22 protein-coding genes are annotated in these 26,283 nt (G+C 38.3%); 7 read left to right on the top strand and 15 right to left on the bottom strand.

The window, feature by feature from the left end:
• Positions 1-11 precede the first annotated feature (11 nt).
• A complete protein-coding gene (locus tag IEW76_RS00985) occupies positions 12-1,205 on the bottom strand; it encodes an acyl-CoA dehydrogenase family protein (protein ID WP_188650063.1) in 1,194 nt (397 codons plus the stop codon).
• 13 nt (positions 1,206-1,218) lie between these two features.
• Positions 1,219-2,406, bottom strand: coding sequence for a CaiB/BaiF CoA transferase family protein (locus IEW76_RS00980; RefSeq protein WP_188650061.1), 1,188 nt, complete (start codon positions 2,404-2,406; stop codon positions 1,219-1,221).
• Positions 2,407-2,761: 355 nt separating this feature from the next.
• On the opposite strand from IEW76_RS00980, the gene IEW76_RS00975 reads away from it, so the two are divergent.
• The gene (locus IEW76_RS00975; protein WP_188650059.1) at positions 2,762-3,055 is read left to right on the top strand and encodes a Dabb family protein; all 294 of its coding nucleotides are present in this window, start codon (positions 2,762-2,764) and stop codon (positions 3,053-3,055) included.
• Between the two features lie 208 nt (positions 3,056-3,263).
• Positions 3,264-4,367: an LAGLIDADG family homing endonuclease gene (locus IEW76_RS00970; protein WP_188650057.1), complete on the top strand. Its 1,104-nt coding sequence runs from the start codon at positions 3,264-3,266 to the stop codon at positions 4,365-4,367.
• A 234-nt stretch (positions 4,368-4,601) separates the two neighbouring features.
• On the opposite strand, the gene IEW76_RS00965 is transcribed toward IEW76_RS00970, so the two are convergent.
• From IEW76_RS00965 to IEW76_RS00940, 6 genes are read right to left on the bottom strand one after another with little or no spacing between them, the layout of a single operon-like run.
• Complete coding sequence (locus IEW76_RS00965) at positions 4,602-5,585, bottom strand: Gfo/Idh/MocA family protein (protein ID WP_188650055.1); 984 nt, start codon at positions 5,583-5,585, stop codon at positions 4,602-4,604.
• Positions 5,586-5,588: 3 nt separating this feature from the next.
• Positions 5,589-6,365: a sugar phosphate isomerase/epimerase family protein gene (locus IEW76_RS00960; RefSeq protein WP_188650053.1), complete on the bottom strand. Its 777-nt coding sequence runs from the start codon at positions 6,363-6,365 to the stop codon at positions 5,589-5,591.
• Between the two features lie 15 nt (positions 6,366-6,380).
• Positions 6,381-7,304 (bottom strand): helix-turn-helix domain-containing protein, encoded by a 924-nt coding sequence (locus tag IEW76_RS00955; protein ID WP_188650051.1) that lies wholly within the window; start codon positions 7,302-7,304, stop codon positions 6,381-6,383.
• Between the two features lie 34 nt (positions 7,305-7,338).
• Positions 7,339-8,166: a carbohydrate ABC transporter permease gene (locus IEW76_RS00950; protein ID WP_188650049.1), complete on the bottom strand. Its 828-nt coding sequence runs from the start codon at positions 8,164-8,166 to the stop codon at positions 7,339-7,341.
• Between the two features lie 23 nt (positions 8,167-8,189).
• Positions 8,190-9,137 (bottom strand): carbohydrate ABC transporter permease, encoded by a 948-nt coding sequence (locus IEW76_RS00945; RefSeq protein ID WP_188650048.1) that lies wholly within the window; start codon positions 9,135-9,137, stop codon positions 8,190-8,192.
• Between the two features lie 29 nt (positions 9,138-9,166).
• The gene (locus IEW76_RS00940; RefSeq protein ID WP_188650046.1) at positions 9,167-10,504 is read right to left on the bottom strand and encodes an ABC transporter substrate-binding protein; all 1,338 of its coding nucleotides are present in this window, start codon (positions 10,502-10,504) and stop codon (positions 9,167-9,169) included.
• A gap of 141 nt (positions 10,505-10,645) precedes the next feature.
• On the opposite strand from IEW76_RS00940, the gene IEW76_RS00935 reads away from it, so the two are divergent.
• On the top strand, positions 10,646-12,472 hold the full coding sequence (locus IEW76_RS00935; RefSeq protein ID WP_188650044.1) for a sensor histidine kinase: 1,827 nt from the start codon (positions 10,646-10,648) through the stop codon (positions 12,470-12,472).
• A 2-nt stretch (positions 12,473-12,474) separates the two neighbouring features.
• Complete coding sequence (locus tag IEW76_RS00930; protein WP_188650042.1) at positions 12,475-13,518, top strand: response regulator transcription factor; 1,044 nt, start codon at positions 12,475-12,477, stop codon at positions 13,516-13,518.
• Between the two features lie 37 nt (positions 13,519-13,555).
• On the opposite strand, the gene IEW76_RS00925 is transcribed toward IEW76_RS00930, so the two are convergent.
• From IEW76_RS00925 to IEW76_RS00895, 7 genes are all read right to left on the bottom strand, one after another.
• Entirely contained in the window at positions 13,556-16,336 is a 2,781-nt protein-coding gene (locus tag IEW76_RS00925; protein ID WP_188650040.1) for a CBM96 family carbohydrate-binding protein, read from the bottom strand.
• A 124-nt stretch (positions 16,337-16,460) separates the two neighbouring features.
• Positions 16,461-18,482 carry an alginate lyase family protein gene (locus IEW76_RS00920; RefSeq protein WP_188650038.1) on the bottom strand — a complete coding sequence of 674 codons (2,022 nt, stop codon included), beginning with the start codon at positions 18,480-18,482 and terminating at the stop codon, positions 16,461-16,463.
• A 24-nt stretch (positions 18,483-18,506) separates the two neighbouring features.
• Positions 18,507-19,571 carry a dihydrodipicolinate synthase family protein gene (locus tag IEW76_RS00915; RefSeq protein WP_188650036.1) on the bottom strand — a complete coding sequence of 355 codons (1,065 nt, stop codon included), beginning with the start codon at positions 19,569-19,571 and terminating at the stop codon, positions 18,507-18,509.
• On the bottom strand, positions 19,572-20,588 hold the full coding sequence (locus IEW76_RS00910; RefSeq protein ID WP_188650034.1) for an NAD-dependent epimerase/dehydratase family protein: 1,017 nt from the start codon (positions 20,586-20,588) through the stop codon (positions 19,572-19,574).
• Positions 20,589-20,724: 136 nt separating this feature from the next.
• Positions 20,725-21,153: a GNAT family N-acetyltransferase gene (locus tag IEW76_RS00905; protein ID WP_188650033.1), complete on the bottom strand. Its 429-nt coding sequence runs from the start codon at positions 21,151-21,153 to the stop codon at positions 20,725-20,727.
• Between the two features lie 301 nt (positions 21,154-21,454).
• Complete coding sequence (locus IEW76_RS00900; RefSeq protein ID WP_188650031.1) at positions 21,455-22,027, bottom strand: sugar O-acetyltransferase; 573 nt, start codon at positions 22,025-22,027, stop codon at positions 21,455-21,457.
• A gap of 66 nt (positions 22,028-22,093) precedes the next feature.
• Entirely contained in the window at positions 22,094-23,224 is a 1,131-nt protein-coding gene (locus tag IEW76_RS00895; RefSeq protein ID WP_188650029.1) for a glycosyltransferase family 4 protein, read from the bottom strand.
• A 397-nt stretch (positions 23,225-23,621) separates the two neighbouring features.
• Here IEW76_RS00895 and IEW76_RS00890 point away from each other — a divergent pair, with 397 nt between their 5' ends.
• The 3 genes from IEW76_RS00890 to IEW76_RS00880 are packed head-to-tail and all read left to right on the top strand — an operon-like array spanning position 23,622 to position 26,159.
• Positions 23,622-24,392 carry an ABC transporter ATP-binding protein gene (locus IEW76_RS00890; RefSeq protein WP_188650027.1) on the top strand — a complete coding sequence of 257 codons (771 nt, stop codon included), beginning with the start codon at positions 23,622-23,624 and terminating at the stop codon, positions 24,390-24,392.
• Positions 24,389-25,141 (top strand): ABC transporter permease, encoded by a 753-nt coding sequence (locus tag IEW76_RS00885; RefSeq protein WP_188650025.1) that lies wholly within the window; start codon positions 24,389-24,391, stop codon positions 25,139-25,141. The genes IEW76_RS00890 and IEW76_RS00885 overlap by 4 nt, the downstream gene beginning before the upstream one ends.
• 25 nt (positions 25,142-25,166) lie before the next feature.
• On the top strand, positions 25,167-26,159 hold the full coding sequence (locus IEW76_RS00880) for an ABC transporter substrate-binding protein (protein ID WP_188650024.1): 993 nt from the start codon (positions 25,167-25,169) through the stop codon (positions 26,157-26,159).
• Positions 26,160-26,283: the final 124 nt, after the last annotated feature.

Here is a 26,283-nt window from a genome sequence, read left to right as displayed (position 1 = left end):
CAAATCCCCTCCTAATCTTCGAATGGCCACTCAGGGAGCATTTGATCAAGAGATTTGTCTTTACGATAACCCAAGACATAATCAGCCTGCATGATGGTATGAATTTCTCTAGTTCCTTCATAAATAACTGGTGCTTTAGAGTTACGCAGGTAGCGCTCAACAGGATATTCATTTGAATATCCGTATGCTCCATGAATTTGAACAGCGTCATCTGCGGCTTTGTTTGCAAAGTCACATGCCTGCCACTTGGCTAAAGAGGTTTCCCGGGTGTTCCGTTTGCCTTTATTCTTTAACTCACCAGCTTTCCAAACTAGCAATCGGCTCATTTGAAGACCAGCTTCCATATTCGCAATCATTTGTTTAACTAATTGGTGTTTCCCGATTTCTTTCCCAAACGTTTTCCGTTCGTGACAGTACTCTACGCTGGCTTCAAGGCAGGCCATAATTTGCCCACATGCTCCTGCTGCTACTGTGAATCGACCGTTGTCGAGTGCAGCCATGGCAATTTTGAAGCCATCGCCTTCTTTACCAAGCAAGTTTTCCTTTGGTACGCGTACATCATCAAAAAATAATTCTCCAGTGTTACCTGCTCGTATACCAAGTTTCCCTTTCGTAGCTTTGGATGAGAATCCCGTCATCGTACGTTCGACGATAAAGCATGAAATACCGTGGTGGCTTTTTTCCTTATCGGTATATGCAAATACAAGGAAGTGATCTGCCGTGTCGCAAAGGGAGATCCACGTTTTTTGTCCATTTAAAATATAATCATCACCATCTCGTTTCGCTGTAGACTGTAAAGAGGCCACATCAGATCCTGCGCCAGGTTCTGTTAATCCAAATGCACCGACCTTTTCGCCTTTAGCCTGAGGGACTAAGTACTTTGCCTTCTGATCTTCATTTCCCCATTGAAGTAATGTCATGCTGTTTAAACCTGTATGCACGGATACAGCTGTTCTAAATGCAGTATCTCCACGTTCTAACTCTTCACATACGATAGCTAAAGAGTTATAATCCATCCCACTACCACCGTATTTAAAAGGGATACATACACCCATTAGTCCAAGTTTTGAAATTTTTTTCAACGTATCCGTGTCAAAATGACCTTTAGCATCCCATTCACCAATATGGGGCATAATTTCATGGTCAACAAAATCACGGACTGTTTTACGAAGCATTTGTTGTTCTTCTGACAATTCAAAGTTCATCGTAATCATCTCCTTATATTGATTGATCGTGTATCATTCGTTTGATTTCTTCTTCACTATACCCAAGACCATCTAATATTTCTGATGTATGCTCTCCTGGGTCCGGAGGATAGTGTGATAAGACGGTTGGAGTTCTTGAAAGCTTCAAAGGGCTACCGATTAATTTAATACGGCCAGCTTTTGGATGATCTGTTTGTAAAAACATCTTACGGGCTTGTAATTGAGGATCTTGAACAAGCTCATTTATTGTTTGAATAGGACCAAAGGGGACTCCTTCTTTATCACATAATTCTTTCCAATAAGCGGTTGATTGCTTCGAGAATGCCTTTTGCAAAAGTGGTGTTAATTGCTGGCGGTGAGCAACTCGATCAGGGTTCGTTATAAAACGAGGATCCTCTGAGAGTTGAGGCTGACCTAACAGTCTGCAAAGGGAACGAAATTGCCTGTCATTACCAACCGCAATCACCATCTCACCATCAGACGAGTAAAAGGTTTGGTAAGGGACAATATTGGCATGTTGGTTTCCTAATCTCTCTGGAACTTCTCCGGACATAAGATAGTTGCTACCAATATTAATGAGAGAGGATACTGCTGCATCGTAAAGAGAGAGGTCAATCATTTGTCCTTTTCCTGATTTCTGTCGTTCAAGAAGAGCACTTTGTATGCCAATGCATGCATAAAGCCCTGTAAGAACATCTGTAATGGCAATCCCTAGCTTCTGAGGACCGGAGTGTTCATCACCTGTAATGCTCATCAGTCCACTCATAGCTTGAATGATAAAGTCATAACCCGGGAGATTTTTATAAGGACCAGTTTCTCCGAATCCTGTAATGGAACAATATACGATACGCGGGTTTATTTCGTTTAATGCCTTATAATCTAAACCAAGACGCTCCATCGTTCCCGTTTTAAAATTATGCATGACAACATCGCTTCTTTTGACTAACTTATGAATGATTTCTTTTCCCTCTGAGGACTTTAAATCTACTGTCATGCTCTTCTTATTTCGATTCGCACAAAGGTAATACGCACTAATACCTTCTTGAAAGGGAGGACCCCATTTCCTCGTATCATCACTACCACCAGGGGCTTCCACTTTAATCACTTCAGCACCGAGGTCACCAAGAATCATGGAACAATATGGACCTGCTAAAACTCGCGTGAGATCCAGTACTCGTATGCCTTCTAAAGAAGTGCTCATGTTTTATCACGCTCCTTCTTCCGAATAAAAAAGCCAGTTTGAAATACACACATGTGAATGCGTGATTTCAAACTGGCTTTTACCTGCTGAATCCTGTCTTGTATGGAGACATGGAAGCAAGATAGACAGTTATATGATAGGTAAGTTTACAAGGTGATCCGTCTGTAGCTGCCTGGGATGGGCTTGGAGACAAATTCATACCTTTATTCAATTTTAAAATATTCTGACAATAAAGTAAATGAATTTTTTTGCATCTACTAAAAGAAGGGGGGCAAAACAAAGTAAGTTTGTAAAAAGGCAAGAAGTGATATAATATCAGAGAAAATCATGAGTGACAGAAAGGTAGTTGAGATCAGTGATTGAACATATTGTTTTATTCAAATTTGAAGAACAGACAACAGAAGAACAACAAAAGGAAGCCATTGAGAGGTTAACATCTCTTAAAGGAGAAATCCCAGGCATTATCGATATACAAGCTGGCTTGAATTTCTCAGATCGAAACAAAGGGTACGAATTAGGATTAACAGTACGCTTTGAAGACAAGGAAGCTCTTGAGCAATACGGACCGCATGAGAAGCATCAGGAAGTGGTTGCATACTTAAAAGAAATAGGGCTTTCTGATATTTTAGTTGTGGATTTTGAGATGTAGATCTTACTTACATTATTATTTGATTTTATAGAAAGGTAAGCGCCTTACTTCCTGGTAGGCGCTTACCTTATTCTTTTCACTCTCCATTCGTTATCTAAGCCTTCCGAGTGCTAAAATTCGACCACAAGAACGTATGTTTGTATAATAGGTATATATATAAATATTTTCCTTTCGTTGCCTAAATAATTAAAGTGGGAGTGGCGCTATTATGCCTCGTAAGCCTGGTATTTCAGATCAGTACCTCATAGACTTATACAAAAAGGGGACACCTTTTAAAAAGATGTCAGTAATCTCGGGATTATCAGATCGTGCAATACGTAATATTATGTATAAGAATAATGTGAAGATGAATCGTGAGCAATATTCAGGGCAACCAAGGAAACACGCTGTAAACGAAGATTTCTTTAAAAACTGGAGTCACCAAATGGCCTGGGTATTAGGACTTTTTATCACAGATGGGTGTGTCAATCAATCGAATAGTATTTCATTTTCTCAAAAAGACGAGAGACTGCTGCGACTGGTAGCAAAACTTATGGATGCCAAATATGAAATAATACAACCGATATCCACAAGAAAGGTTTCTGTTCTAACTGTTAATTCAAAGATCATCAAAGAAGACTTAGAAAGGTTAGGTATCTACGCAAATAAGTCAAGAACTGTGGGCTTTCCACATGTTCCAAAGGATTACTTACCTTCATTTATAAGAGGAGTAATTGATGGAGACGGTTGGGTAGATCGAGAAGGTTATGTTATGAATGTTATTTCTGCAAGTCTAAGCTTTGCAAAAGGAATTCTTGAAACATTCCGATCTTGGGAGCTCCGTTGCAATTTAACTCGACAATTAAGCACTTCTCAAAAAGTGTATTATCGCGTATGGGTGAAAGGAAAAAGAGATTTATTAAAGCTATCAGATATTGTGTATCAACATGCCCTAGAAGACTGTGTCTATTATAAGAGAGATTTAATGAAGAACCCAGAATATAAAAGTACATCTAACAGAGTTAAATTTAGAACAAACGTGAGTAAGGAATTATTAGATAGCGTAAGACATGAAGCGAAAAAAAGTGGAAAGTATGGCAATTATATAATTGAGGAAGCGTTGAAATCGATCCTTGATTATACGGATATTGAACTTTTGGAGAAATCAAAACCACAAGATCGCATTCAATATAAAACCACTTATGATAAAAATGTTTTAGAGCACGCTAAAATAATTGCTAAACAATTAGATATGAGGATGAACGAATTAATTGAATTGAGCATTAGAGAATGGTTTATTCTAAATAATATAGAAGGTAAAGAGAGAAGATGAGCAAACATCACTTTTTTTATTTTTATTTTCTAGTTAACATAATATATATTATCGGTAGTAACAACAAAAACATTAATCTCATCTCATAACCAAAGTATACTTGTGATATTGAGATGAGATTAAAATTTTTTAAGCTATAACTTCTAAAATTCATACCGTTAACCATCAAGCAAATACTAATTTCAATTCAACATTAAAAATACATTTATCTAGAATTTTAAACCTTTACTATGATCATCTATTAGCAATAATTAATCCTTTATTCTGATCATTCGATTCATAAATACATTCAACTATACGAATTAATGATTTCGCATAGTTTCCATTGCTTTCTTTTTCTCCATGAATGGTTCGAATCATATCTTCTAGCTGCAATACAAATGGATCCGGTAAATCTGGAACGTTTACTGCTACATATTTTCCACCCTTATTAATGAAAACTCCTTTTCCTATTTCAACTTTCACCATACCTTTCTCAAATATCAATTCCGTTCGCTGTGTAGGCACACCAGAAAATCCAGACATTGAGATCGTTACAGGCACACTCATATCAGTTTCCAAATAAACAGTCCCACTCCCTTCTACATCTGTTTCTATGATGGATGTTGGATAATGTAAATTCGCTTTCACATATGAAAATGTTGACGCTGTAAGCCACTGAATCTTATCAATCGAATGAGTTCCAAGGTTCATAAAGATCCCTCCTCCTGCCTTTCGTTTCTCCAAAAACCATTTCGGTCGGTCAGGATTAAAATAAGGAACAAACCTTGAGTCATTGATCATCAATAGTGGTCCCAGGTCATGAGTCTCAATATATTCTTTAGCCGTGATATTTTCTGATAGATAATGCTGAGTATGAGCAACCATAAGCTTTACACCGTTATCTTTTACACAATGCAAAATTTCATCGCATTCAGCAACGGTTAAAGCCATCGGTTTCTCTAATAAGATATGGCATCCCTTATTTGCGGAAAAAAGTGCTGCTTCTTTATGAAGGAAATGAGGAAGTGTGATAATCACGAGGTCTGGTGTTTCTTTCACAATCATTTCTTTATATGATGTGTATCCTTTAATACCGTTTTTTGCAGCTACATTCATGGCTTTAACATAGTCATTGTCTGCTACAGCTAGTAGTTCAGTACCAGTAATCTCTTTAATCGCTCTCAAATGATGTTGCGATATAATCCCAGCTCCAATTACACAGATCGATAAGCTCATAAGCTATACTCCTAATTCTGAAGTTAGTTGACGTAATAAGTATTGATCTTCACTTGCATTCGTAAATACTTGATCCGTATTCTCATCTCCTATTGCTACTCCTGCTGTAAATTCAATGGAATAAGACCCCTTAAACTGAAGCTCATGTAATTTAGTTATACGCTTTCTCACAAACGACTCGTCGCTGCTCAACAGATGAAACAGTTGATTTCTGTAAAGACTGACATGAGCATGTGTAATGGATGAACCTAAGTGTTGAAACCATCTCTCTATATTAACTTGATCATGGAAAGGGTGAATAATCGCCTTCACTCGATTAGAACCGATTTGGTCAAAAACCTGGTAAGCTGTTTCTGGGTCTTCCATAACCGTACCTGGATGACATTCACACCGGAGCTCACAGAAGTGAGGCAATTGATTCAACAACTCTTTTACATGTGTAATATACTTGCTTTTATACACCATTGAATGACCTAAATTAAATTTAACCGCCTTACATTGAATCTCTGTTACTAAATCAACCACTTTGGCCCTCTCATCTTCATGACCGTCCTCAAACTTAATATAAGAATTAAATACTTCAATAGGTAACTTACCTTGCCTTAATCTTGCTTGCTCCTCCCCACTTGCCTTCAAAAGGTGGTTTTGCCATATTTCTAATCCGTCAAAGCCATTTTCTTTTATAGCAGGTATCCATTCACTAACCTGTATGGAAGGTATTTGGCCATCTTTCCAACGATTTTTCTCCAATAAAACAGTATTTAAGAGAATCTTTGGCATGAACTCGCCCCTTTATTAATGATAGCTACAGTTGGAGAGAATGTCTTCTTGTAGAGGGTGCAAATTAATACGGAATATAGCGCTTGGCCTCCCTCGTTTATTTGACTGTTCCTCTCCAATCACAGTTGCGATTTGATGATCCTCAAGGGTAGATAAGATTCTTCTAGCACTACGTAAAGTAATTGAAAACCCTCTAGCAAGTTCCGAAGCTGTAATGGTATTCTTCCCATTCGAATAACAGAGGCATTGCAGCCTGTGAAGTGTTTTAGCACTAACCTTTAAATCTTGCAACAATTGAAAAGCGGATGGATTCTCCAATCGAACCTTTTCACTAGTTTCGACTTTCTCTTGGATTACATATCTCCTTACCTCGTCTGTAATATGATTTAAGTATTGTTCTATGCATTTTTGGGTCGGCACGATCAAATGTACGGGTATACACAAAGCTTCTAATTGATCCTTAATGAAAGGATCACATGTAACGACACACTGAGCTTGCCTTGTGTTCCATAATTGAACATGATGCATTAAAACTTGATCTCTTCCTCCCACTTTATATTCAGTAAGGATAATTCCTTTCCCTCGGAGTTCTTCAGATATACTAGATTGAGTAAGATTCATTGCGTCAACACTAATTGTATAATGGCCCGTTTGTTCAGGAACGTATTCATAACTGCACTTAAATAGGCTCGAATAAAGAGTGGTTTCAGAGACCTCAAGTGTAAAGATGGGTATATGTTCAATAGTAGTTAAGAGGTCTTTAGGGATCCTTAGAGGGTTGGCTAGTAAAATGGCATGAAACTGACTTATGTCTTCTGAAAGAAGTTTACCTTCTTGATAGATAGACGGGACGAACGTAAATTGTTTGTATAAATGGTCCATTTCAGAAACTTTCTTAACGATTTCTTCACACCCCATCACCAATACGTTAAAGTTCATCTCACTTCACATCCTTCTTTCTGTTCCGCGCAAACTATTTAAGCCCGGAAGAGCTAGCCCCTTTCACAAAATATTTCTCTGCGAATAAGAAAACAATTAAGATTGGCAATAAAGACATAAGCGCTGCAGCAACTAAGTACTGCTCTTGCCCAAACCAGGCTCCAGACATTGATAATATGCCAATCGGTAACGTAAATTTATCTTCTGAAGAAAGATAAATAACGGGCGCCATAATTTCGTTCCATTTTGTCATAAAGGTAAAAATCGTAAGTGTAGCTAATTGTGGCTTACACATAGGCAAATAGACTTTCACAAACGTTTGGAACGGATTACACCCATCCAGTTTGGCTGCTTCGTCATATTCTTTTGGAATAGCAAGAAAGGCTTGCCGCATTAAGAACACACCAAAGGGTTGAGCTAACCATTCAAGAATCCATAAAGGCACAAGTGTGTCTACGAGACCTAGTTGATTAAAGATCATAAATTGCGGAATGATCATAACGACTGGTGGGATCATCAGTGTACCGAGCACCATCACGAACAATGAATTCTTAAATGGGAACTCGAGTCTTGCAAATGCATAGGCTACCATGGAACAAGATAGTAACGCTCCTATAACCGATAAGACCGTTACTATGAAACTATTCCAAGCATAGGTATCCATTGAAGTCATTTTCCATACTTCAATGTAATTCTGCCACTGAAAGGGATTTGGGATCCATTGTACTGGAATTGCGGTGTACTCTTTGTAAGACTTTAATGAATTTAGTGCTGCACTTACAAGTGGTGTTAGCATAAGCAGAGAACTAAACAGGATAACCGTATAGCTAATTGCCTTTCTTTTTTTAGATCGATTAAACATGATTAACACCCCAACATAACAGACTATTTCTCATAGTAAACCCACTTTTTTTGCAGCTTTAGTTGAATCATCGTGATGCCAAATAAGATGATAAACAACACCCATGCAATAGCGGACGCATACCCCATCTTTAAGAAGGAAAAGCCTTGTTGAAATAAATAGAGCATCAGTACCATACTCGCGTTATTCGGTCCTCCTGCAGAGGTTACATCACCTAAATGACTTGTCATGACATAGATTTGTTCAAAGGATTGAAAAGTTGTGATGGTTGTTAGAACTAATACGAGAAACGTAGTCCCTGAAATCAACGGTACTGTTACGTGTCTGAATTTCTTCCAAACCCCTGCCCCTTCTATTTCAGCTGCCTCATACAAATCCTCTGGTACATTTTGAAGGCCAGCTAAAAAGATAATCATCATGTAACCGACCCCTTTCCATACAGCGACAGCAACAAGAACAGGGATGATCAATGCTTCATCACTTAGCCATGGTTGCGGGTTGTTTCCTAATTTCACAAGGATTGTATTTGCAAGACCAAAGCGGGGATTTAAAATGGCATCTGCCACGTAGAGGACAACGGTCCACGAACAAATAACAGGGATAAAATGAGCAATTCTAAAAAACTTTAACCCTTTTAAACTCTGATTAAGCGCAACAGCAAGAACTAATGCGAGAATCGTTTGAGCAGGTACGAACAAAATCGTAAAGTAAAAGGTATTCCAAAGGGCTTTATGAAACACAGGATCCTGTATAAGCGTTGTGTAATTTTCAACTCCGATCCATTTAGGAGCATTTAGCATGTCGTATTTTGAGAAACTAAAATATAAGGAAGCAGCTAGAGGAAATGACAAGAATACAACGAATTGAATAAGGTATGGGGAAACCATTAGGAATCCCCATCTCCCTTCTGCTGATAATTTCTTTCGTTTACGATTTTTAAGAGGTTTAACTCGATCTACAAGTTTTGGCATCTAGGACACACTTTCTTCTTTAAATTTGGTTATTCCTTATAAAAATCATCCAAAACTTTCTTCACTTCCTTGTCTGCTTGTTGCAATGCTTCTTCTATACTTGTTTCATTTAAGAAGGCTCTGTTTATGTTGTCGTTAAACTTTTGAAGCCACTCAGACCATACAGCATTTGTATCGAGTGTTCCTGCAAATTCAAAACTATCTAAGAATGCTTGCTTGTTAATCGTGTTATCACCAGAGTTTAAGAACAAATCAGAGTTGGCAACAGACTTCTTAACAGGTACCGCTTCACCTAATTCAGCCCATTCCTTTTGGACTTCATCTTCTGTAACCCAGAATTTAACCCATTCCCAAGCCGCTTCTGCTTTTTCGTCTGAGCTATTATTATTTACAATCCAAGAGTTTGCAATTACAGGAGCGAACCGCTTACCGTCTGGACCTTTTGGCAAAACTGTAACATCGTAATTTATACCCGTTTCATTGGCTGCTAGTACCCTTGCATAAATCCCTATTCTCATTGCCGCAGTACCGCTTGGGAAAGGTGACATTGGACTTTGGAAACTTTGAAGGTCAGATGGATCTGTTAAGACACCTTTTTGCATCCCATCAACGATCCATTCCATAGCTTTTTTATTCTCCTCAGAATCAATGACTGAATTCTTTAACTCTTCATCCAAAACACCACCACCGAAAGATTTCAATACAGGCATCCATCCTTCTGTGATGTTAAAGAATGTCATCCCATATTGATTGACTGCTTCTGAATTGAAACCATCATCCGTTGCTCGCTTACCGTTAGCATCAATCGTTAACTGTGCTGCTGTTTCTTGTAGTTGGTCCCACGTCCAAGTATCATCTGGGTAGTCTACACCCGCTTCATCAAACATATCCTTGTTATAAAACAAAGCTCCGATTTGAATACCTTGTGGAACAGCAAAGTACTTTCCGCTAGCATCTTTATTAAAATCAAGACCATAATACTCATCCTTATTTAAATCTCTTTCAATCCAACCAGTTACATCTTTTGCCGCACCACGTTCAGCATATTTTGATACGAGCACCCCATCAGATAACCATACATCTGGAGCATTATTACCTGCAATTTGTGTATCTAACTTTTGAAAGAACTGAGAATAAGGGGCATTTTGAGTAGTAACTTTAATATTCGGATGTTTTTCTTCAAATTGATCAATAAGCTCTTCCATTTTTTCATCAGCACTACCAGATGAGTAATATCCTAGCTTAATCTCCACTTGCTCGTCTGAGTTTTCACTGTCAGCATCCGATTCATTGCTACATCCTGCCATAGAAAAAGCTAAAATCAAAGAAAGTAATAATAAAAGGCCAAATTTCTGTGAATACTTCATCCCGTCTCCCCCTCTTTTGTTAACGCTTACACGATTATCTTAGTACTACAGTCGAAATTACAGAATAGACATCGATTTGATTTGTTGTGTTTTTTTCAAAAATGTATTAGATATAAACCACAATGAAAGGGTGAATAGCTCTTGAAGAATGATCTCTTTCATAGAAGGTCTATTCAATCTAAATTGTTATGGGTAATCATTATCTTTGTATGTACTCCCCTGCTAGTATTCGGATACATTTGGTACGAAAGAACAACCACTGCTATACAAGATAACGCTGTTCATGCCAGCCAACAACTTCTAAACCAAACCAAGGAATACTTATCTTTTTATTTGGCTGACTTACAAAAAGCCACAACTCCCCTTCTAAGTAGTACTTCTATACAGAACTATTTGAAATCTAATCATACCCCTGATACACGTTACGATCAGTATATTGAAACGAAAAGAATTCAAGAAGAGATATTTGGACAAATCCTAAATGGACGTTCTGATATTTTTGGCCTGTCGTTAATCAGCAAAGATGGGAGGCAAGAACATAATTACTCTCAGGTGAAGGGATTTATTGATATTAATGAGATAAAAAAAAGAAATATAGATTTATGGAACAACCATGAACAATTTGAGAGTTATGAACTACTAGATTTAAGCTTTTATGAATCTACTCCTATTCTGACAATTGTTCAAAAAATATATGATAAAAACACTTATGAAACGATTGGCTTACTCGTAGTAGACCTTCATCTTAACCAAATTGCTTCTATATTGAATGAGATAACAGATCATCATTTCAATGAGGTGTGGTTAGTTAATGAGGATAATACAATTGTCTATCATCCGCTTCGTAACCAATTAGGGCAACCGTTCCAAGCTGATTATACGGATGAGAACATTTCTTTTATTACTCAGCTTGATAAACAAAAAAACTTACTAGTTCGAGAATCTCTCCCACATGCTAATTGGATGATCATGGCTAGCGTTCCTTTAGAAGATGCGATGACTAGGTTAGTAACACTTAGGAATTTCACCATTCTAGTAGGTTTAATTTTGATAGGACTTGCTATTCTTTTCGTAGGAGGCTTTTCTTTCACATTAACTTACTCCCTACAGCATTTGCAGAAACTCATGCGAGAAGTGGCTTCTGGAAAGTTCCCAACAGAAAAGCCTCGTCCCCTTGCCCTTTATCAAGAAGATGAGATTAGTGACCTATATAACAGTTTTTACAGTATGACGGAGAAACTTTCTGAGCTCATACAGCAGATCCGCTTGTCGAAATTAAAAGAACAGGAATTACAGATTAAAACGAAAGAAGCGGAGTTACAGGCGATGCAGTCTCAAATTAATCCTCACTTTCTATATAACACGCTAGAGATCATTAATTCCTACGCCATAATTGAAGATCAAATGGAAATTAGTCGCATGACGACCTCTCTTGCTGACATGTTCCGCTACAATGTTAGCAATACAAAGAAGGTTGTCTCACTAGAAGAAGAGCTGCAGCATATTAAAGCTTATTTTCAAATTCAACTGGAACGTTTTGAAGGGCTACATGTCTCTATTGAGGTAGACGAATCATTGATTTCACATGTTTTAACACCAAGGTTAACGCTTCAACCTATAATCGAAAATGCATTCTCTCATGGTTATGAAGAACATTCCTTAGTTCCAACTTTTATTGGAATATACGGGAAGAAAGTTAATCATGATTATCTTTTATACCTGGTTGACCACGGCAAAGGCATGGTAGCCGAAACCACAGAAGCATATAACTATGCCTTTATACACAATACAGAGCCACCTGAAGATTATAGAACGACAAAACGTATTGGACTCTTAAACGTTCATAAGCGAATTCACTCTGAATTAGGGTTTCCTTATGGATTGTTCATCAAGAAGTCTAACCAATCTGGTACGGTTATTGAAATCCGTTTGCCTTTACGTATGGAAGATACAATAAAGGAGGCGTAATTGTGTTCAAAGTCATAACGGTGGATGATGAGAAATTAATTAAGCGGAGTATTTCAGCTCTAATTCATAAGAATGAAACAGGGTTTCAAGTCGTAGGCGAAGCAAATGATGGTCAAGAAGCGATGGAGCTCGTTTCTAAGTACCACCCTCATCTAATCATTACAGATATACGAATGCCTAAACTAAATGGGTTAGATTTCATTCAAAAAGTAAGGTCTGTAGATCATCAAGTGAAGTTTATCGTTATATCAGGTTATGATGAATTCATATACGCCCAACAAGCTTTAAGGTATGGCGTAAGTGACTTTCTATTGAAACCCATTAAACCGGATTTATTTCTCTCTACATTAAATACTGTTTATAATCAGATCCAACAAGAGCACCCCTCCTATTCTGAGCGTCAGGAGCGCCTGGGGTTAATAAACTCATCGGCTAAGGAGATCAGTAATTTGGTGTGGATGCTTGAAGAAGAGAAGCTTGTTAAGAGAATCAGCGAGATCCACAAAGCTTTACAAGAAAAAGGGTTTACTACTTCCCTTACAAACGACTTTTATCAGGATTTATTCACTACTATTACGACTAACTTAGAGAATCGCACCTCATACAATCTACCATCTCGTAAACCATTCCCTAATGAGACCGACCTTCTTCAAGACCACCTGACGACACATTGCAAAAATTGGATCAATCTTCTAAAGCAAAAAAGAAATATTGGTCATAAAGCAAATATCCTTTCTGCCGCTCGATATATAGAGGCAAATTACAAAGAAAGTACATTGACCCTAAATGAAGTAGCAAACATAGTGGATATGTCTCCTTCCTACTTCAGTATGGAGTTTAAGAAGGAAATGGGAGAGAGCTATAAACAATTTGTAACAAAGTTACGTATAGATAAGGCTAAAACATTATTAAAGAATCCGATCTATAAAACTTATGAAATTGCAGATGCCATTGGTTATGTAGATTATCCACATTTTACGAAGACCTTCAAAAAAATCACCGGATATACTCCAACTGAATACAGAAAACGTATTGGAGTTGAATAATAAAAGGTTGCCTCCTATTTAGGGGCAACCTTTCTTGTTACTTACGAATTTCTAATGTTGGAGGATTCGTACTCTCTTTACTTTGAATAGGGACTAAACGATCCATCAGAGCCTCATCAGAGAGGCGTAAGGTAAGCGAGTGAACATTTTCTATACTAGAAACCCATTCTGTTAAATCGAGTTGGTACCATCCCTTAGCTGATACCTCTATCTCCCCCACTTTGCTAAAGTTTAATAAATCTGGTTGTGTATTCCACGTAATGTCCTCTTCAATCCATTCTTGGTTGACTGCTCCGTAAATGGAGATCGGTACACTTGATACTTCAGAATCACTAATACCCCGGTCGATATAAAAGTTTAGTGTTAGTTTAGTAGGGTTAACAAGAGACGATGGCTCTGGTAAGAATTGAATATAAGCTCTACGATTATAATTCACAACAGATTCCTCTAAACCTTTTACTTCTAGAATAGGAGAATCTCCATAGTTTAGGTCTCCATAAGAATCACTTCGTACATAGGCATCCTCACTTGCTGGGACACTTTCAAACGCCCAGGTAGTCTCTAAATCATAAGAAACATCCTTTGAAGAAGCCCAGTAATACCCTGAGGATTGGATTGCATTTATTTTAAACCCAATTTTCCCTTTGTTCGTTCCAATCGTTTCTGAGTTGAAGGAAATCTGTCCTTGATTATCGGTTGTTCCATTTACGACTTTCCCACTTACATATTCAAACCTTCCGCTTAGATTGGACTTTACAGGTAAACCCGTTTGTAAATCTGAAACCGTTAACGTTACATTTGCTATTCCGTTAGAATAGCTTATAGAAGCATCTTCAACCGTTAATGGCTTTAAGGATGTTTGGGTCGTTGTAGCTGATGTGACGGAAGATGCTGGACCCATGTTTCCATTTACATCAACTGCTGCCACCTTATAATAATAGGTCGTATCTGCTAGTAAACCCTCATCTACATAGGATAACCCTCTAGATTCTCCGGCCAAATTACTTTCATCTAGTGTGAAATCAGGTGTCAGACCTCTGTAAATCGCATAATGTTCGACTTCACCATTATCGTATGCTCTACCATAATCAATGAAAATCGATTGATAACTAGTTGATAAGGCATTCGGCTGACGATCTACTTGTGTCGGAGCTTCAGAATCAAGAGGTGGCTCCCAAAATACGCCATCGCCACTCCATTCTGATGGTAAATATCTCAATGTATCATAGTGATGTAACGCGATTCCACCAAAAGAAGGGGATGAATTCATAGAAGCATAGACCTTATCAAGTTCTTGTTCCATATAAGTACGTCCTTCTTCTCTAAACGATATAAGTTCAGGGTCTCCTCCATCTGCAATATCCTTTGTTTCTACCCCAATAACGACCGAGTTTGGTTTGTTAATGGAAATCGCATATTCTAATTCATCTGTAGCTCTTTCAATAATTCCATTTGAACCTTCTGCAAAATCTCTATAATCCATGATTGAAATATAATCTAGTATGTCTTGTATGTGCTGAGATAACCATTTTGTTTCACTTTCTCCACCCTTCATGTTGGAACCCCATGTAATATTCTCAGCATATGGAGAGCTGTCATACCAATTAGGGATAGCCGCTCCCATTAATAAACTAGAGTCAGACACACGTTTCAGATCCATAATCTTCTCTAATAAATCAAGATATTGAATCTGCAAGGAAGGTTTCTCTGTTTTAAACTGAGAAGCTATATAGGGTTCGATATCTATATTCACACCATCGAATTGCTCTTCACTCTTTGAAGAGAGATTATAATTAATTATATTTTCAACCTCTCTAAGAGCAAGATCATGATACCTTTCAAAAGCTCCTAAATGAGGTGGTTTTGTTCCGCCAGCAATAAGAGCATGGACTTTATATCCTTTCGAATGTGCCCACGAAACTAGATTCCGAACTCGGTCTCTCTCATCCTCAAGCATATCCACTCCATAATACCGATCTACCCCAAGGTAAAGAGTTGTAATGGCATCCTGATTAAATGTTGTGGTATCTTTTGCAAAAGCGTCTAGTACGTCTCTTGAACCTTCATTGTAGATTAAATTATAAGAAGCATTTTCCCATATCCACATGGAACGATCCTGTTTATCGACAGTATTGTCAACTGGCCTTCCGTTCCCTGTCCTCACATATACGGTTTGGCTTACACCTATATTACCTAACTTATCTACAGCTTTAGCTTCAATGCTATAGGTTTTGTCTTGTTCTGAAGGAGTGGCTAAGTGATATGAATAGATGTCACTTTTCCTTTTCGCAAGCGTCCATTCTCCTCCATTCACCCGGACGTAAACCGCTTCTATATCATTTTTACCTGAAGCAGTTACCGTCACCTTTGTGTTTTTCATGATGGTTGTGTCCGTTTTTGGGTCCTGGATCATAACTGCGGGAATGTTGGCCTTATTATTATCCACTTCAAGAAGAAGCGGTTCAGACCAAGTGGAATATCTGGTGATCGTACTTGTTCCTTTTAGAACGATTTCTACACTTCCGTCAAAGTCGTTGGTATCAAGATCATAAAACCATTCGCCAGAGTCAGAAGAGTTTGGAACTAGTTGAGCTTTATTTACTGTCATAGCATTGATAATTACCTCAATATTCGTAACAGCTGAATAAGACCCTGAGATTCTTACAACACCAACAGGAAGGAGGTCACCATTTGGATGCGAAGTAATAGTTAGAGATGATTCGGCATGCCCAATATGAGGAGACACACCCTGGAAGAAGAATAGAGGAATAAGCAGCACCAAGAAAACTATCAGTCTACGTTGTATCCATTTTTTCATGAAAAGACCACCTTCTATTAAATTTTGAAATACAAAGAACCATAAATCCACCACCTTTGTGATGAGTTTATGGTTATAAGAGGATAAATAGACTGACCGTTAAACGTCCGTTAATAGAGTTGATTTAAACTTTAACAACCCATTTGAGAGGGCGATCTCCTTCATTCTTCACGAGCATCACTGATCCAGTCATGTGATGCCCTGCAAATTGGAAGCTGTTCGGTCCAGAATGAGATACAACCAACCAATGCTTCTCTTTCCCTATATTGATTTCCAACCCTGTTACATCGTCATTTGTACAATAATTACCAATCGTATTTCTTACTTTTATTTCTTTTATAACAACATCTTCAGTCACTGTTTCGTGAAACGGGATAAGAGCTGTAACCATTCGAGTTTTACCTATAGCCTGATGCTCAAATACAAGTTTAGAAGATGGATGTTTCTCATTGTAATTCCGAGAGATCCAACACCTGTCCTTTGTTAGCTTAGCTGAAGTAATAGATCGAATGAATAGTCCTTCCTTCTCATTCAATTTACACACCGCTTCAGAGCGATTGGGATAAGTATGCGCAGAAACATCCTCACTTAAATGAAAATGTTGAGCAAAATGGTGTGCCTCATTCGCCTGGAATTCATCTACGACCAACCAATAATACGGTTTAACAAATAGAAGCTTCCGCACTACTTGAACGGGATCTTTTAAGTTACGATAACCATCGTGGCCCGCCTCAGCATAGTCAAAAGCTTCACATGTCTTCCAATATGACGGAGTGGTTCTTGCAATTTCGCCCCACGTCCAGGAATCTTTAAACTCAGATATAGAAGTATAATCTACGATCGTCGTATTATGTTGAAAAGATTCTTTAAAGTATCTTCGTTCTTCACCTTCCATGTACGTGTATCTACCTGTGTCGATCAGCATATCCTGACCAAAGACATTTAGGTCAATGTGTAAAAAATCATCATGTCCATGTGCCTGGATAATATCCATATGACCACCGTCAAATAAACAATAATGACTTCTTTCAGACCACCCGCTCCTCATTATGGAATAACCACTCTCGGATAAATGGATGGATGCTGCTGAAGGTGGATTTGCAACGAGGTTATGAAACTCATCTATCCCTTTTTTTCCGTAGTACCAAACACTCTCATAATCCAATTGATCATAAGCCTGATGCTTCAAATCTCCTCGCTTGAATAAGACTGCTCCCCGACATAGTATATCTCGTATATCCGTATCATCACTGTCACTAATCATAGGTTGATAGCCAGTCGGTTTGACAAAGGCTAAAGACGCGAGAAATAAGCGTTCTAAAGATTCCTCGCATATGAAAGGCAAAGGAAATTCGTTTTTCTTGGCTAGCCATACACACTCAAATAAACAATGGAGCACTTCGTGATGATACATAGGGCTTTGCTCGTTATGCATGCCATCCTCAAAGATTTGCAACTCACACATACTTACTAAGCGGTCTACAGCAATCGAAAGCCAAGTTTTCGATTCAAGAAACTCCGGAAACAGCATAGCAATTTGAAACAACCCATTCGTCTCTAAAAATCCCCAATTACTTTGCCTGTCATGCGGAGTAAAAGCTATACTTAAATAAGTGCCGTGTAAATGCACGGCCTCCTTAAAGAGCTGCTCAACTTCACTCGTCCAATAACGTGATTCCCTCACACATTGATACCCTTTTATCCAATTTACAATACGAATGCCACTGTCCAATTTTCGCCATGTATCTTTAACATTATAATTTTGTTCCTTACTTGAGTGTATTTCTTCTATTGATAATGGATTTTGCATAATCCAGTCTTTTAATAGATTGATATAAGAGGTTACATACTTCTCATCACTCGTTAACCAATACGCTTGACCTAATTCAGACATGAATCTGCTTCGATTTAAGTTAACCGTCCACTCAAAATCTCCCTTAAATCGGTACGTCCAGTCGATCTTGTTATCAAAAGTTACCGGAATTTCACACCTTTCCATATCCCACCGATGCGTAAAGATAAACGATTGCTCGGAAGCAAGATCCGCCCGATGGATGACTTCTCTTACTTCTTCTGGCCACACTGAGCCACAAAAGGATATAATATCTTTTCTATCAGCCTTATTGTAAAAAAATCGCTTATTCAAAAGAAGCCTCCTCTGTTAAGTCATCTATCTTTCCAAGAGCCACTTCTCTAAATTCTCGTTTACAAAGTAATCATCATTAAGGTGGGGATATTGCTCGTAAATACGATTAATTTCTTCTGATTGCCCTGGACTTAAGCGTTCTTGATCACTTAAGCACGTATTCTCAGACAATAAACCTTGTCTTCTCAACACTTCATTAATGCCTGCAATACAACCTTTGTAGTGATGACTAGCGTCAAATAGTGCCGCATTACTATCTGTAACATGTGTAGCAGTCGTAAGTATTGAGGAAGGTAGAACTTCTTTTCTTCGTATTTTCTTAATTTCTTCAAGTAGTTGAACCGCTTTAGATGTCCAAACAGCCCAATGGCCAAGGAGGCCACCTACAATCGGTTTTGTAACGGTTTTTTCATTGACCGTGAATTGATAACTTGTAAGTAAATCAATGACGATATTGTCGTCATTCCCTGTATAAAGAGCAATTTCATCCACCCGACTGGAGTTACATACAGCTCTCACAACGTCAAGCGTCTGATAACGGTTAAAGGGTGCCATTTTTACAGCACATACCCCTTCAATTTCAGCAAATTGTTCCCAAAACTCATAAGAAAACGTTCTTCCACCTACTGAAGGTTGAAGATAGAATCCAAATACCGGCATAATATTCGCGATTTCCTTCACTCGTATTAGGTGTTCTTCCTCCGTTAAGTGCAAACCACCCATACTCACAAGTCCTATATCGTAACGTAAATCTTTCGCAAGTTTAGCTTCTGCAAGAGCTTGATTAGTTGGGCCGCAAATTCCTGCTATTTTTAAGAAAGGTTTCTTAAGACTAGCATGATTTACTTCCTCTGCAGCCAACCTAAGAACAGTTTCGTACAAATTAATTTCTGGTTCCCGTATTTCAAATTGAGTCGTATGAACTCCTACAGCAATTCCACCAGCCCCACTCTCCATATAGTAACGCGTTAATGCTCGTTGTCTTCTTTCATCTAATTCTTTTGTTTTCGTTAGAGCTAAAGGATGTGCTGGAATAACGGTACCTTCGTGTAGTAACTTCCACTTTTCTTTATTTATGCGTGTATCCACTTAATACTTTCCCTCCCTCTCCTGAAAGTGGGTCGGTTTATCAAGGGTCTCTCCCTCATATTCTAACCAGTCTGCTGTCCACTCGATCATTTCTCGTAGAGTCACCCTGGGGTATCCAAAGAGCTTGTGAGCTTTTGAAGCATTACTCAATAAAGCTGTATCTTGTTCTTCTCCAATAATGACTGGTGTGCGATTCATTAACTCACCAAACTGCTCAGCAGCCCAGCGAATGGACATTGTTTCAGGACCTGTAACGTTAAGGGTTTGAGGAGGAGAACTACAATATAATAAAGAACGTAAAGCCATGTCGTTCGCATCACCTTGCCAAATTACATTAGCATGGCCCATCGTAACATCAACTGGCTTGCCTTCTTTTACAGATTTAGCTATTTCAAGGAGTACGCCATAGCGAAGATCTATAGCGTAGTTTAAGCGAAAATGAAGCTGAGGAATGTTGTATTTGTGAGAATAATAAGTAAATACACGTTCACGCCCAAGGCATGATTGTGCATACTCCCCAATTGGGGCAGTAGGGTATTCTTCTGATACACCGCCGTTTTTAACAGAGGTAAGGGGATATACATTTCCCGTTGAGAACGACACAATTCGTGAATTTTTAAATTTCTTTGCTACTAGACCAGGTAAAAAGGAATTCATAGCCCATGTGAAATGTTCGTTTCCTGTAGTTCCAAATTTATGGCCAACCATATAGATGATATTCTTCACATCAGGTAATTGATGTAGCTGGTCTTCATCTAACAGATCAGCTGCAATAGTCTTAACTCCAAACGCTTCAAGCTCACTTCTAAGAGAACCTTTCGAGAATCTTGAAACAGCATAAATCTGTTTTTGCTCTTTAGCTCGATCGACTGCATTTTTAGCTAGCTTTGCTAATGTCGGTCCCATTTTTCCGCCTACTCCTAATATCATAATATCACCATCAAGTAAGGTGATATCTCGTACTAAACCAGCAGATGGTTCACACATTTTTTCCTCTAAATCATGAATATTCCTCAAAATTTAATTCCCCCTTTTCCACAATCATAGTATCCTAGTTATTTTTATCTTATGGTAAGGGGTACCTTGAAACAATGTCTTTAATAGGACCGTAAATCTTACATGTAAGTCCGTAATAAAATAAGGAATGTAAACTTCACTCGACGCTTTTCTTAAACACAAAACTCACTTTGCTGTATCCTTTATGATCCTCATAAAAGCGGTGGGCCAGATGTCTCTTTATACCAGAGGATAAAGCAACTGTATCGAACCCTAAAGTTGCTGCTTCTTTCTCTACATAGGTAAGTAACTGGTTTCCATAACCTTTTGAACGCTCTTTCTGATCTGTGACCAAATCACATACCCATATAAACCGCCCATAGTATAATGTCGTCATCCTTTTATATCCGATCACCGCCACAGGCTTTTCATGTTCCATTAATGCTACAAGTTGGTATCTGTCAAAAGCCATGGCTTCTGAGACAAGCTCCACATAGTCTACTTGATTTAAATGACTACGTAACTGGCACATAAGCGGATAAATGGCTTTAATGTCTTCTTCTTTTTCTACTCTTTTTAACTCCATGTGATCCTCTCCTAAGACATTGCGTTATATTCTTGTAATGAATCATTAATTTAAGCTCACAGCGAACAAAAGAAGCAATGGATGATGTATATTTATTCTAAAAACTTGCATATAGTGATCAAATTATCGTGGGTTCGATTCATTCTATGTTTTATTTATGTAAAAATGTTGCTATTTTCTTAAAGCGTATAATAATGACTATACATGAAATAGTTACTACAATTTTAAGGATTTATCATTTTTTATATTAAGAAAGATGAAGGAATAAATAAGTTATCCATTTCTTCATCTTTTTTAGACGCTATGCATTTGTGTTAAATTCAACTTTTTTAATAATTCGAGCAGGGTTACCCCCAACTATGACATTATCCGGTACATCCTTTGTGACGACAGCTCCAGAGCCAATGATTACATTATGACCTATGGTAACACCAGGGTTAATGATTGCATTCGCACCAATCCATACATGATCTTTGATGGTTACCGGTTTACCATACTCAAGCCCTGAACTTCTTGTTTCCGGATCTATCGGATGAGTAGCTGTGAGAATTCGAACACCTGGAGCTAATAAACATTGATCTCCTATTGTTACTGGACAAACATCTAAAATAATGCAGTCAAAATTGGCATAGAAATCCTCACCTACATGAATGTTATATCCATAATCGCATCTAAAAGTGGGTTCTATGGCAAGATTATCGCCTGTAGAGCCAAACAACGCTTTTAATATATCTGTACGTCTAGTGCTTTCCGTTTCTGTTGACTGGTTAAAAAGTCTTGTTAATTCCCTGGCATTAAGTCGGTCTTTGACTAATTCCTCGTCACTTGCGTCATACAAATCCCCAGCTAGCATCTTACGTTTTTCAGAATTCATTATATATGCCTCCTTTAAGGATAAAAAGAAAAAGCCTTAGGATGACTAAGACTTTTCATGATGGTTTCAATTTGCTTGTTTCATTTTTATAGATCCTAACACTTGCTCATAATACTCCAATAACTGTGCAGAAGGTTTTGTCCAACTGAACTTTTCCGCTTCTGCTCGAGCATTTTCTCGTAGAGTTTGCATAAGCTCCGCATCTTCTATCTTCTCTACCGCTTCAATCAAGCTTTGAGTATCTTCATTTTCAAACAATAGTCCTGTTCGTCCATCTTCTACTTGCTCCATAGTAGGACCACTCTTTGCTGCGATGACAGGAAGTCCTGAGGCCATCGCTTCTAAAATAACAAGTCCTAACGTCTCCGTTACAGAAGGGAAAATAAAGGCATCAGCTGATGCAAATGCTTGATTTAGCTCATCTCCATGCAAAAAACCTGTAAAGATCGCAGTTGTATCTTCAAATGTTTTCTCAACTTGTTCACGAGCTGGACCGTCTCCAACAATGGCTAATCGGACATCGTCTCGCTGTTCAAGAAGCGGCTTCAGTTTGTGTATCTCCTTCTCAGCTGCAAGCCGTCCAACAAAAACCAGCAACTTCTTATGTGGTTCTCCTCCTGTAAGACGATTCCTCATTTCCTGACTATAATGTTCTGGAGAATAACGATCCACTGCTACGCCACGTTTCCATACATGAACATTATAAAATCCTTCTTCATCAAGTTCATCTTTAACCGCTTGTGAAGTACAAAGATTCAGGTCCGCTTGATTATGAAGGCGTTTAAAATGCCACCATAGTAACGGTTTAAAGGCATATAATTTATAGTAGTCCAAGTATTTTGGAACGTGGGTGTGATAAGAAGCTAGCAAGGGGAGATTCAATTCCTTTGCATACTTCACTCCTGACACTCCAACAAGGGCAGGGTTCACTACATGAACGATGTCCGGATTGTGTTTTTGAAGTAATGACTTTACTACCTTATTCGGCAATGAGAAAGGACGATATTTATAAAAGGGCAAAGTCGTTGTCTTTACACCCTCCACAATAGCTCCCTCATATTCATAAACACCTAAGTCAGGAGCAATAACAACGACTTCATGTTGCTGGCTCCTCAGGTATTTAATAGCTTCTTTAAGCCTTGTTACCACTCCGTCAGTAGATGGTAAGAAGGTTTCTGTTACAATGGCGATCTTCAAGCTGCATACTCCTTTATTTCACTATTAATGTTTAAGGTTTCCATATCAATGCTATTTTACTCTATGTACATTTTGATAAACCAAATATGTTTTTACTGTTCCATCTAATTCTAATCATATCAGTAATCTAGCTTCCTTTTCACTACAAAAGCCTGAAATCCTTGTTAAAAATATGTGAGTTTTATATATGAAACGTAAATTATGTAAGCCAATACCGCACATATTGTACCATATTTCTACACATTAAACAGTTATCAACTTTCGGTAGATCAATCATTCTGAAAATGAAATTTCATAAAATTCTAAAATAGGTTGACACGTTTTTCCACAGAACCGTATAATATAACGCATATAATTCCGATTATTCTTATAAGAATTAAAGAAAAGGGCTGAGCTAATGTACTTAGAATTCAACAACGTATCGAAATCTTTTCCACACGAAGAGAACGGAGCATGGGAGGTTTTTTCTGACATCAACCTTTCTATAGAGGAACATAACTTTGTATCTATATTAGGTCCATCAGGTTGCGGTAAATCGACGCTTCTCTCTATGATAGCGGGTCTTGAGTCTATAACGGATGGAGATATCCTTTTAGAAGATCAGCCAGTATCAAAACCCGGTCCGGACAGAGGTATGGTCTTTCAGCAACCTGCACTATTCCCATGGTTAAATGTCTTAGAAAACGTTAAGTTTCCATTAAAACACCTATCGAAGAAAGAGCAAGCCACGACAGCAAAGAAGTATTTACAAATGGTCCATCTTAGTCGTTTCACACAATCTTACCCTCATGAACTTTCAGGTGGTATGCAACAACGAGTAGCGATTGCCCGTGCCCTTGCTATGGATCCGAAAGTGTTACTAATGGATGAACCATTTGGTGCTTTAGATGAACAAACCAGGCACATCTTACACGACGAGTTATTACGGATATGGTCAGAAGACCAGAAAACCATACTCTTTGTCACCCATTCAATCTCTGAAGCTATTAAGTTATCAGACCGAATTATCGTAATGGGAACACGTCCTGGTCGCATTATTGAGGATTTATCCATTACACTCCCAAGACCTAGAGTAAGAACAAATTCTAATGTCATCGCTATGGAGCAGCATGTAATGGGATTATTAGAAGGAGAAATCAACAAAGTTTTAAAGGAAGAATTACAATGAAAATCTTACTGAAACGAATTTTATTTCTTGTAGCGGTTATTGCTCTCTGGCAAGGTGTCTATTCAGCGGGAGTCTTCCCAGATATCGCATTCCCGCCTCCTCTTGATGTCTACTATGCTTTGATTGAAGGATTTGGTGATGGGACTTTAACGAAAGCCCTTTTGGCTAGTTTTAAACATTTATTATATGGCCTACCCATTAGTATTGTACTTGGTACATCGATTGGTGTATTGTTAGCTAAATCTAAACAAGCGGATGAAACAGCTGGTATGTACTTAATAGCTTTACAAAGTATCCCTAGTATCGCTTGGGTTCCTCTTTCCCTATTACTATTTGGATTCAACGAAATGGCTGTAATATTTGTAGTCATTATAGGTGGAGTTTTTGTAATGGCTCTCAATACACGAACAGCACTTCGTAACGTTCCTTCATCTTTCAAGAAGGCAGCACGAACTATGGGGGTGAACGGTTTAGAGCTGTTCTTTAAGGTTGAAATCCCCGCTTCTGTTCCTCACTTCATGACCGGCATCCGTCTTGCTTGGGCATTTAGCTGGCGTGCCTTGATGGCAGGTGAATTATTAAGTAACGGACCCGGACTTGGCTACTCCTTAACGTACGCTTTTGACTTTGCAAGAGTTGACGTTGTTATGGCAATTATTTTGATTATTGGTGTGATTGGCTCAACTGTAGATCATCTTGTCTTCTCTAAATTAGAGAAAACCGTCATGAAACGCTGGGGTCTATTATAAAACTTTTAAAAGAGGTGGATGACTTATGAAAAAATTACTATATGTATGCACGATTGCTCTCCTAGCCGTTATATTATCGGCTTGTGGAAGTAAGTCTACATCAGGGGAAACACCTGAGGAAATTGTAATTGGATACTTCCCAAATATTAATCACGTTGCTGGAATGGTAGCAGAAGAAAAGAACTTTTACGAAGAGACATTGCCAGATGGTACGGAAGTAAGTTATAAGTACTTTCCAGATGGTTCTAGCTTTATGACAGCAATTGAAACTGGTGAAATTCACGGCGGCTTGGTAGGCCCTGGCCCGGCAATGAATCATTTTACAAACGGAGCGGAGATTAACATATTAGCCGCAGGTTCTACGGGCGGTACAGTCATAATGTCTCGAAAAGATTCCGGTATTACCTCACCAGAAGATATTAAAGGAAAAACGTTTATCTCTCCTCGAGTTGGCTGTACTCATGATGTGCAATTCGAAACACTAATGATGCGCGAATTTGGAATGAAATCTGATCGTTTAAACGGAGATATGAAGCATGTGACAGGTAAACCAGCAACATATGCTCAACAATTTGCGAATGGCAAAGTGGATGTAGCAACCGTTCCAGAACCTTGGGCTTCTTATATTGAAGAAGAAGGATATGGAGATGTTCTAATTGACACGAAGAACGTAGCTTACGGTGAAACACTTCCTGCCGCCGTGTTTGTAACATCTAGCAATTTGGTTAAGAATGAATCGGAACTCGTTCAAAAATTAGTTGATGGACACATGAAGGCGACGGAATTTATTCAAGAAAATCCTGATGAATCCAAAACGATTGCTATTAACAAGATTAAAGATATTACAGATCAAGAGTTATCTCGAAGCGTAATTGACAGTGCATGGGAGCGTATAACGTTCACATACGAAATTAACCCCGACTACCTTCAAATGTTTGCTAACTCATCATTCGATTTGGAATTCTTAAAAGAACAACCAGATCTAGAAGGGTTAGTTGATAAGAGTTTTATAGAATAGTATGTCCCCTTGAGAATGGCTATTATGCTGTTCTCAAGGGTTTTATTATGTACATTCTGAGTTACTACTAAGTATATAATATGGTATACTAGATATGTAGATGTTGGCAACAAACTTATTTTCT

Source organism: Pontibacillus salipaludis, from assembly GCF_014642405.1.
GTDB classification, from domain to species: domain Bacteria; phylum Bacillota; class Bacilli; order Bacillales; family BH030062; genus Pontibacillus; species Pontibacillus salipaludis.
The sequence above is the reverse complement of the archived record's forward strand: the minus strand, read 5'-3'. Positions and strand labels throughout refer to the sequence as shown.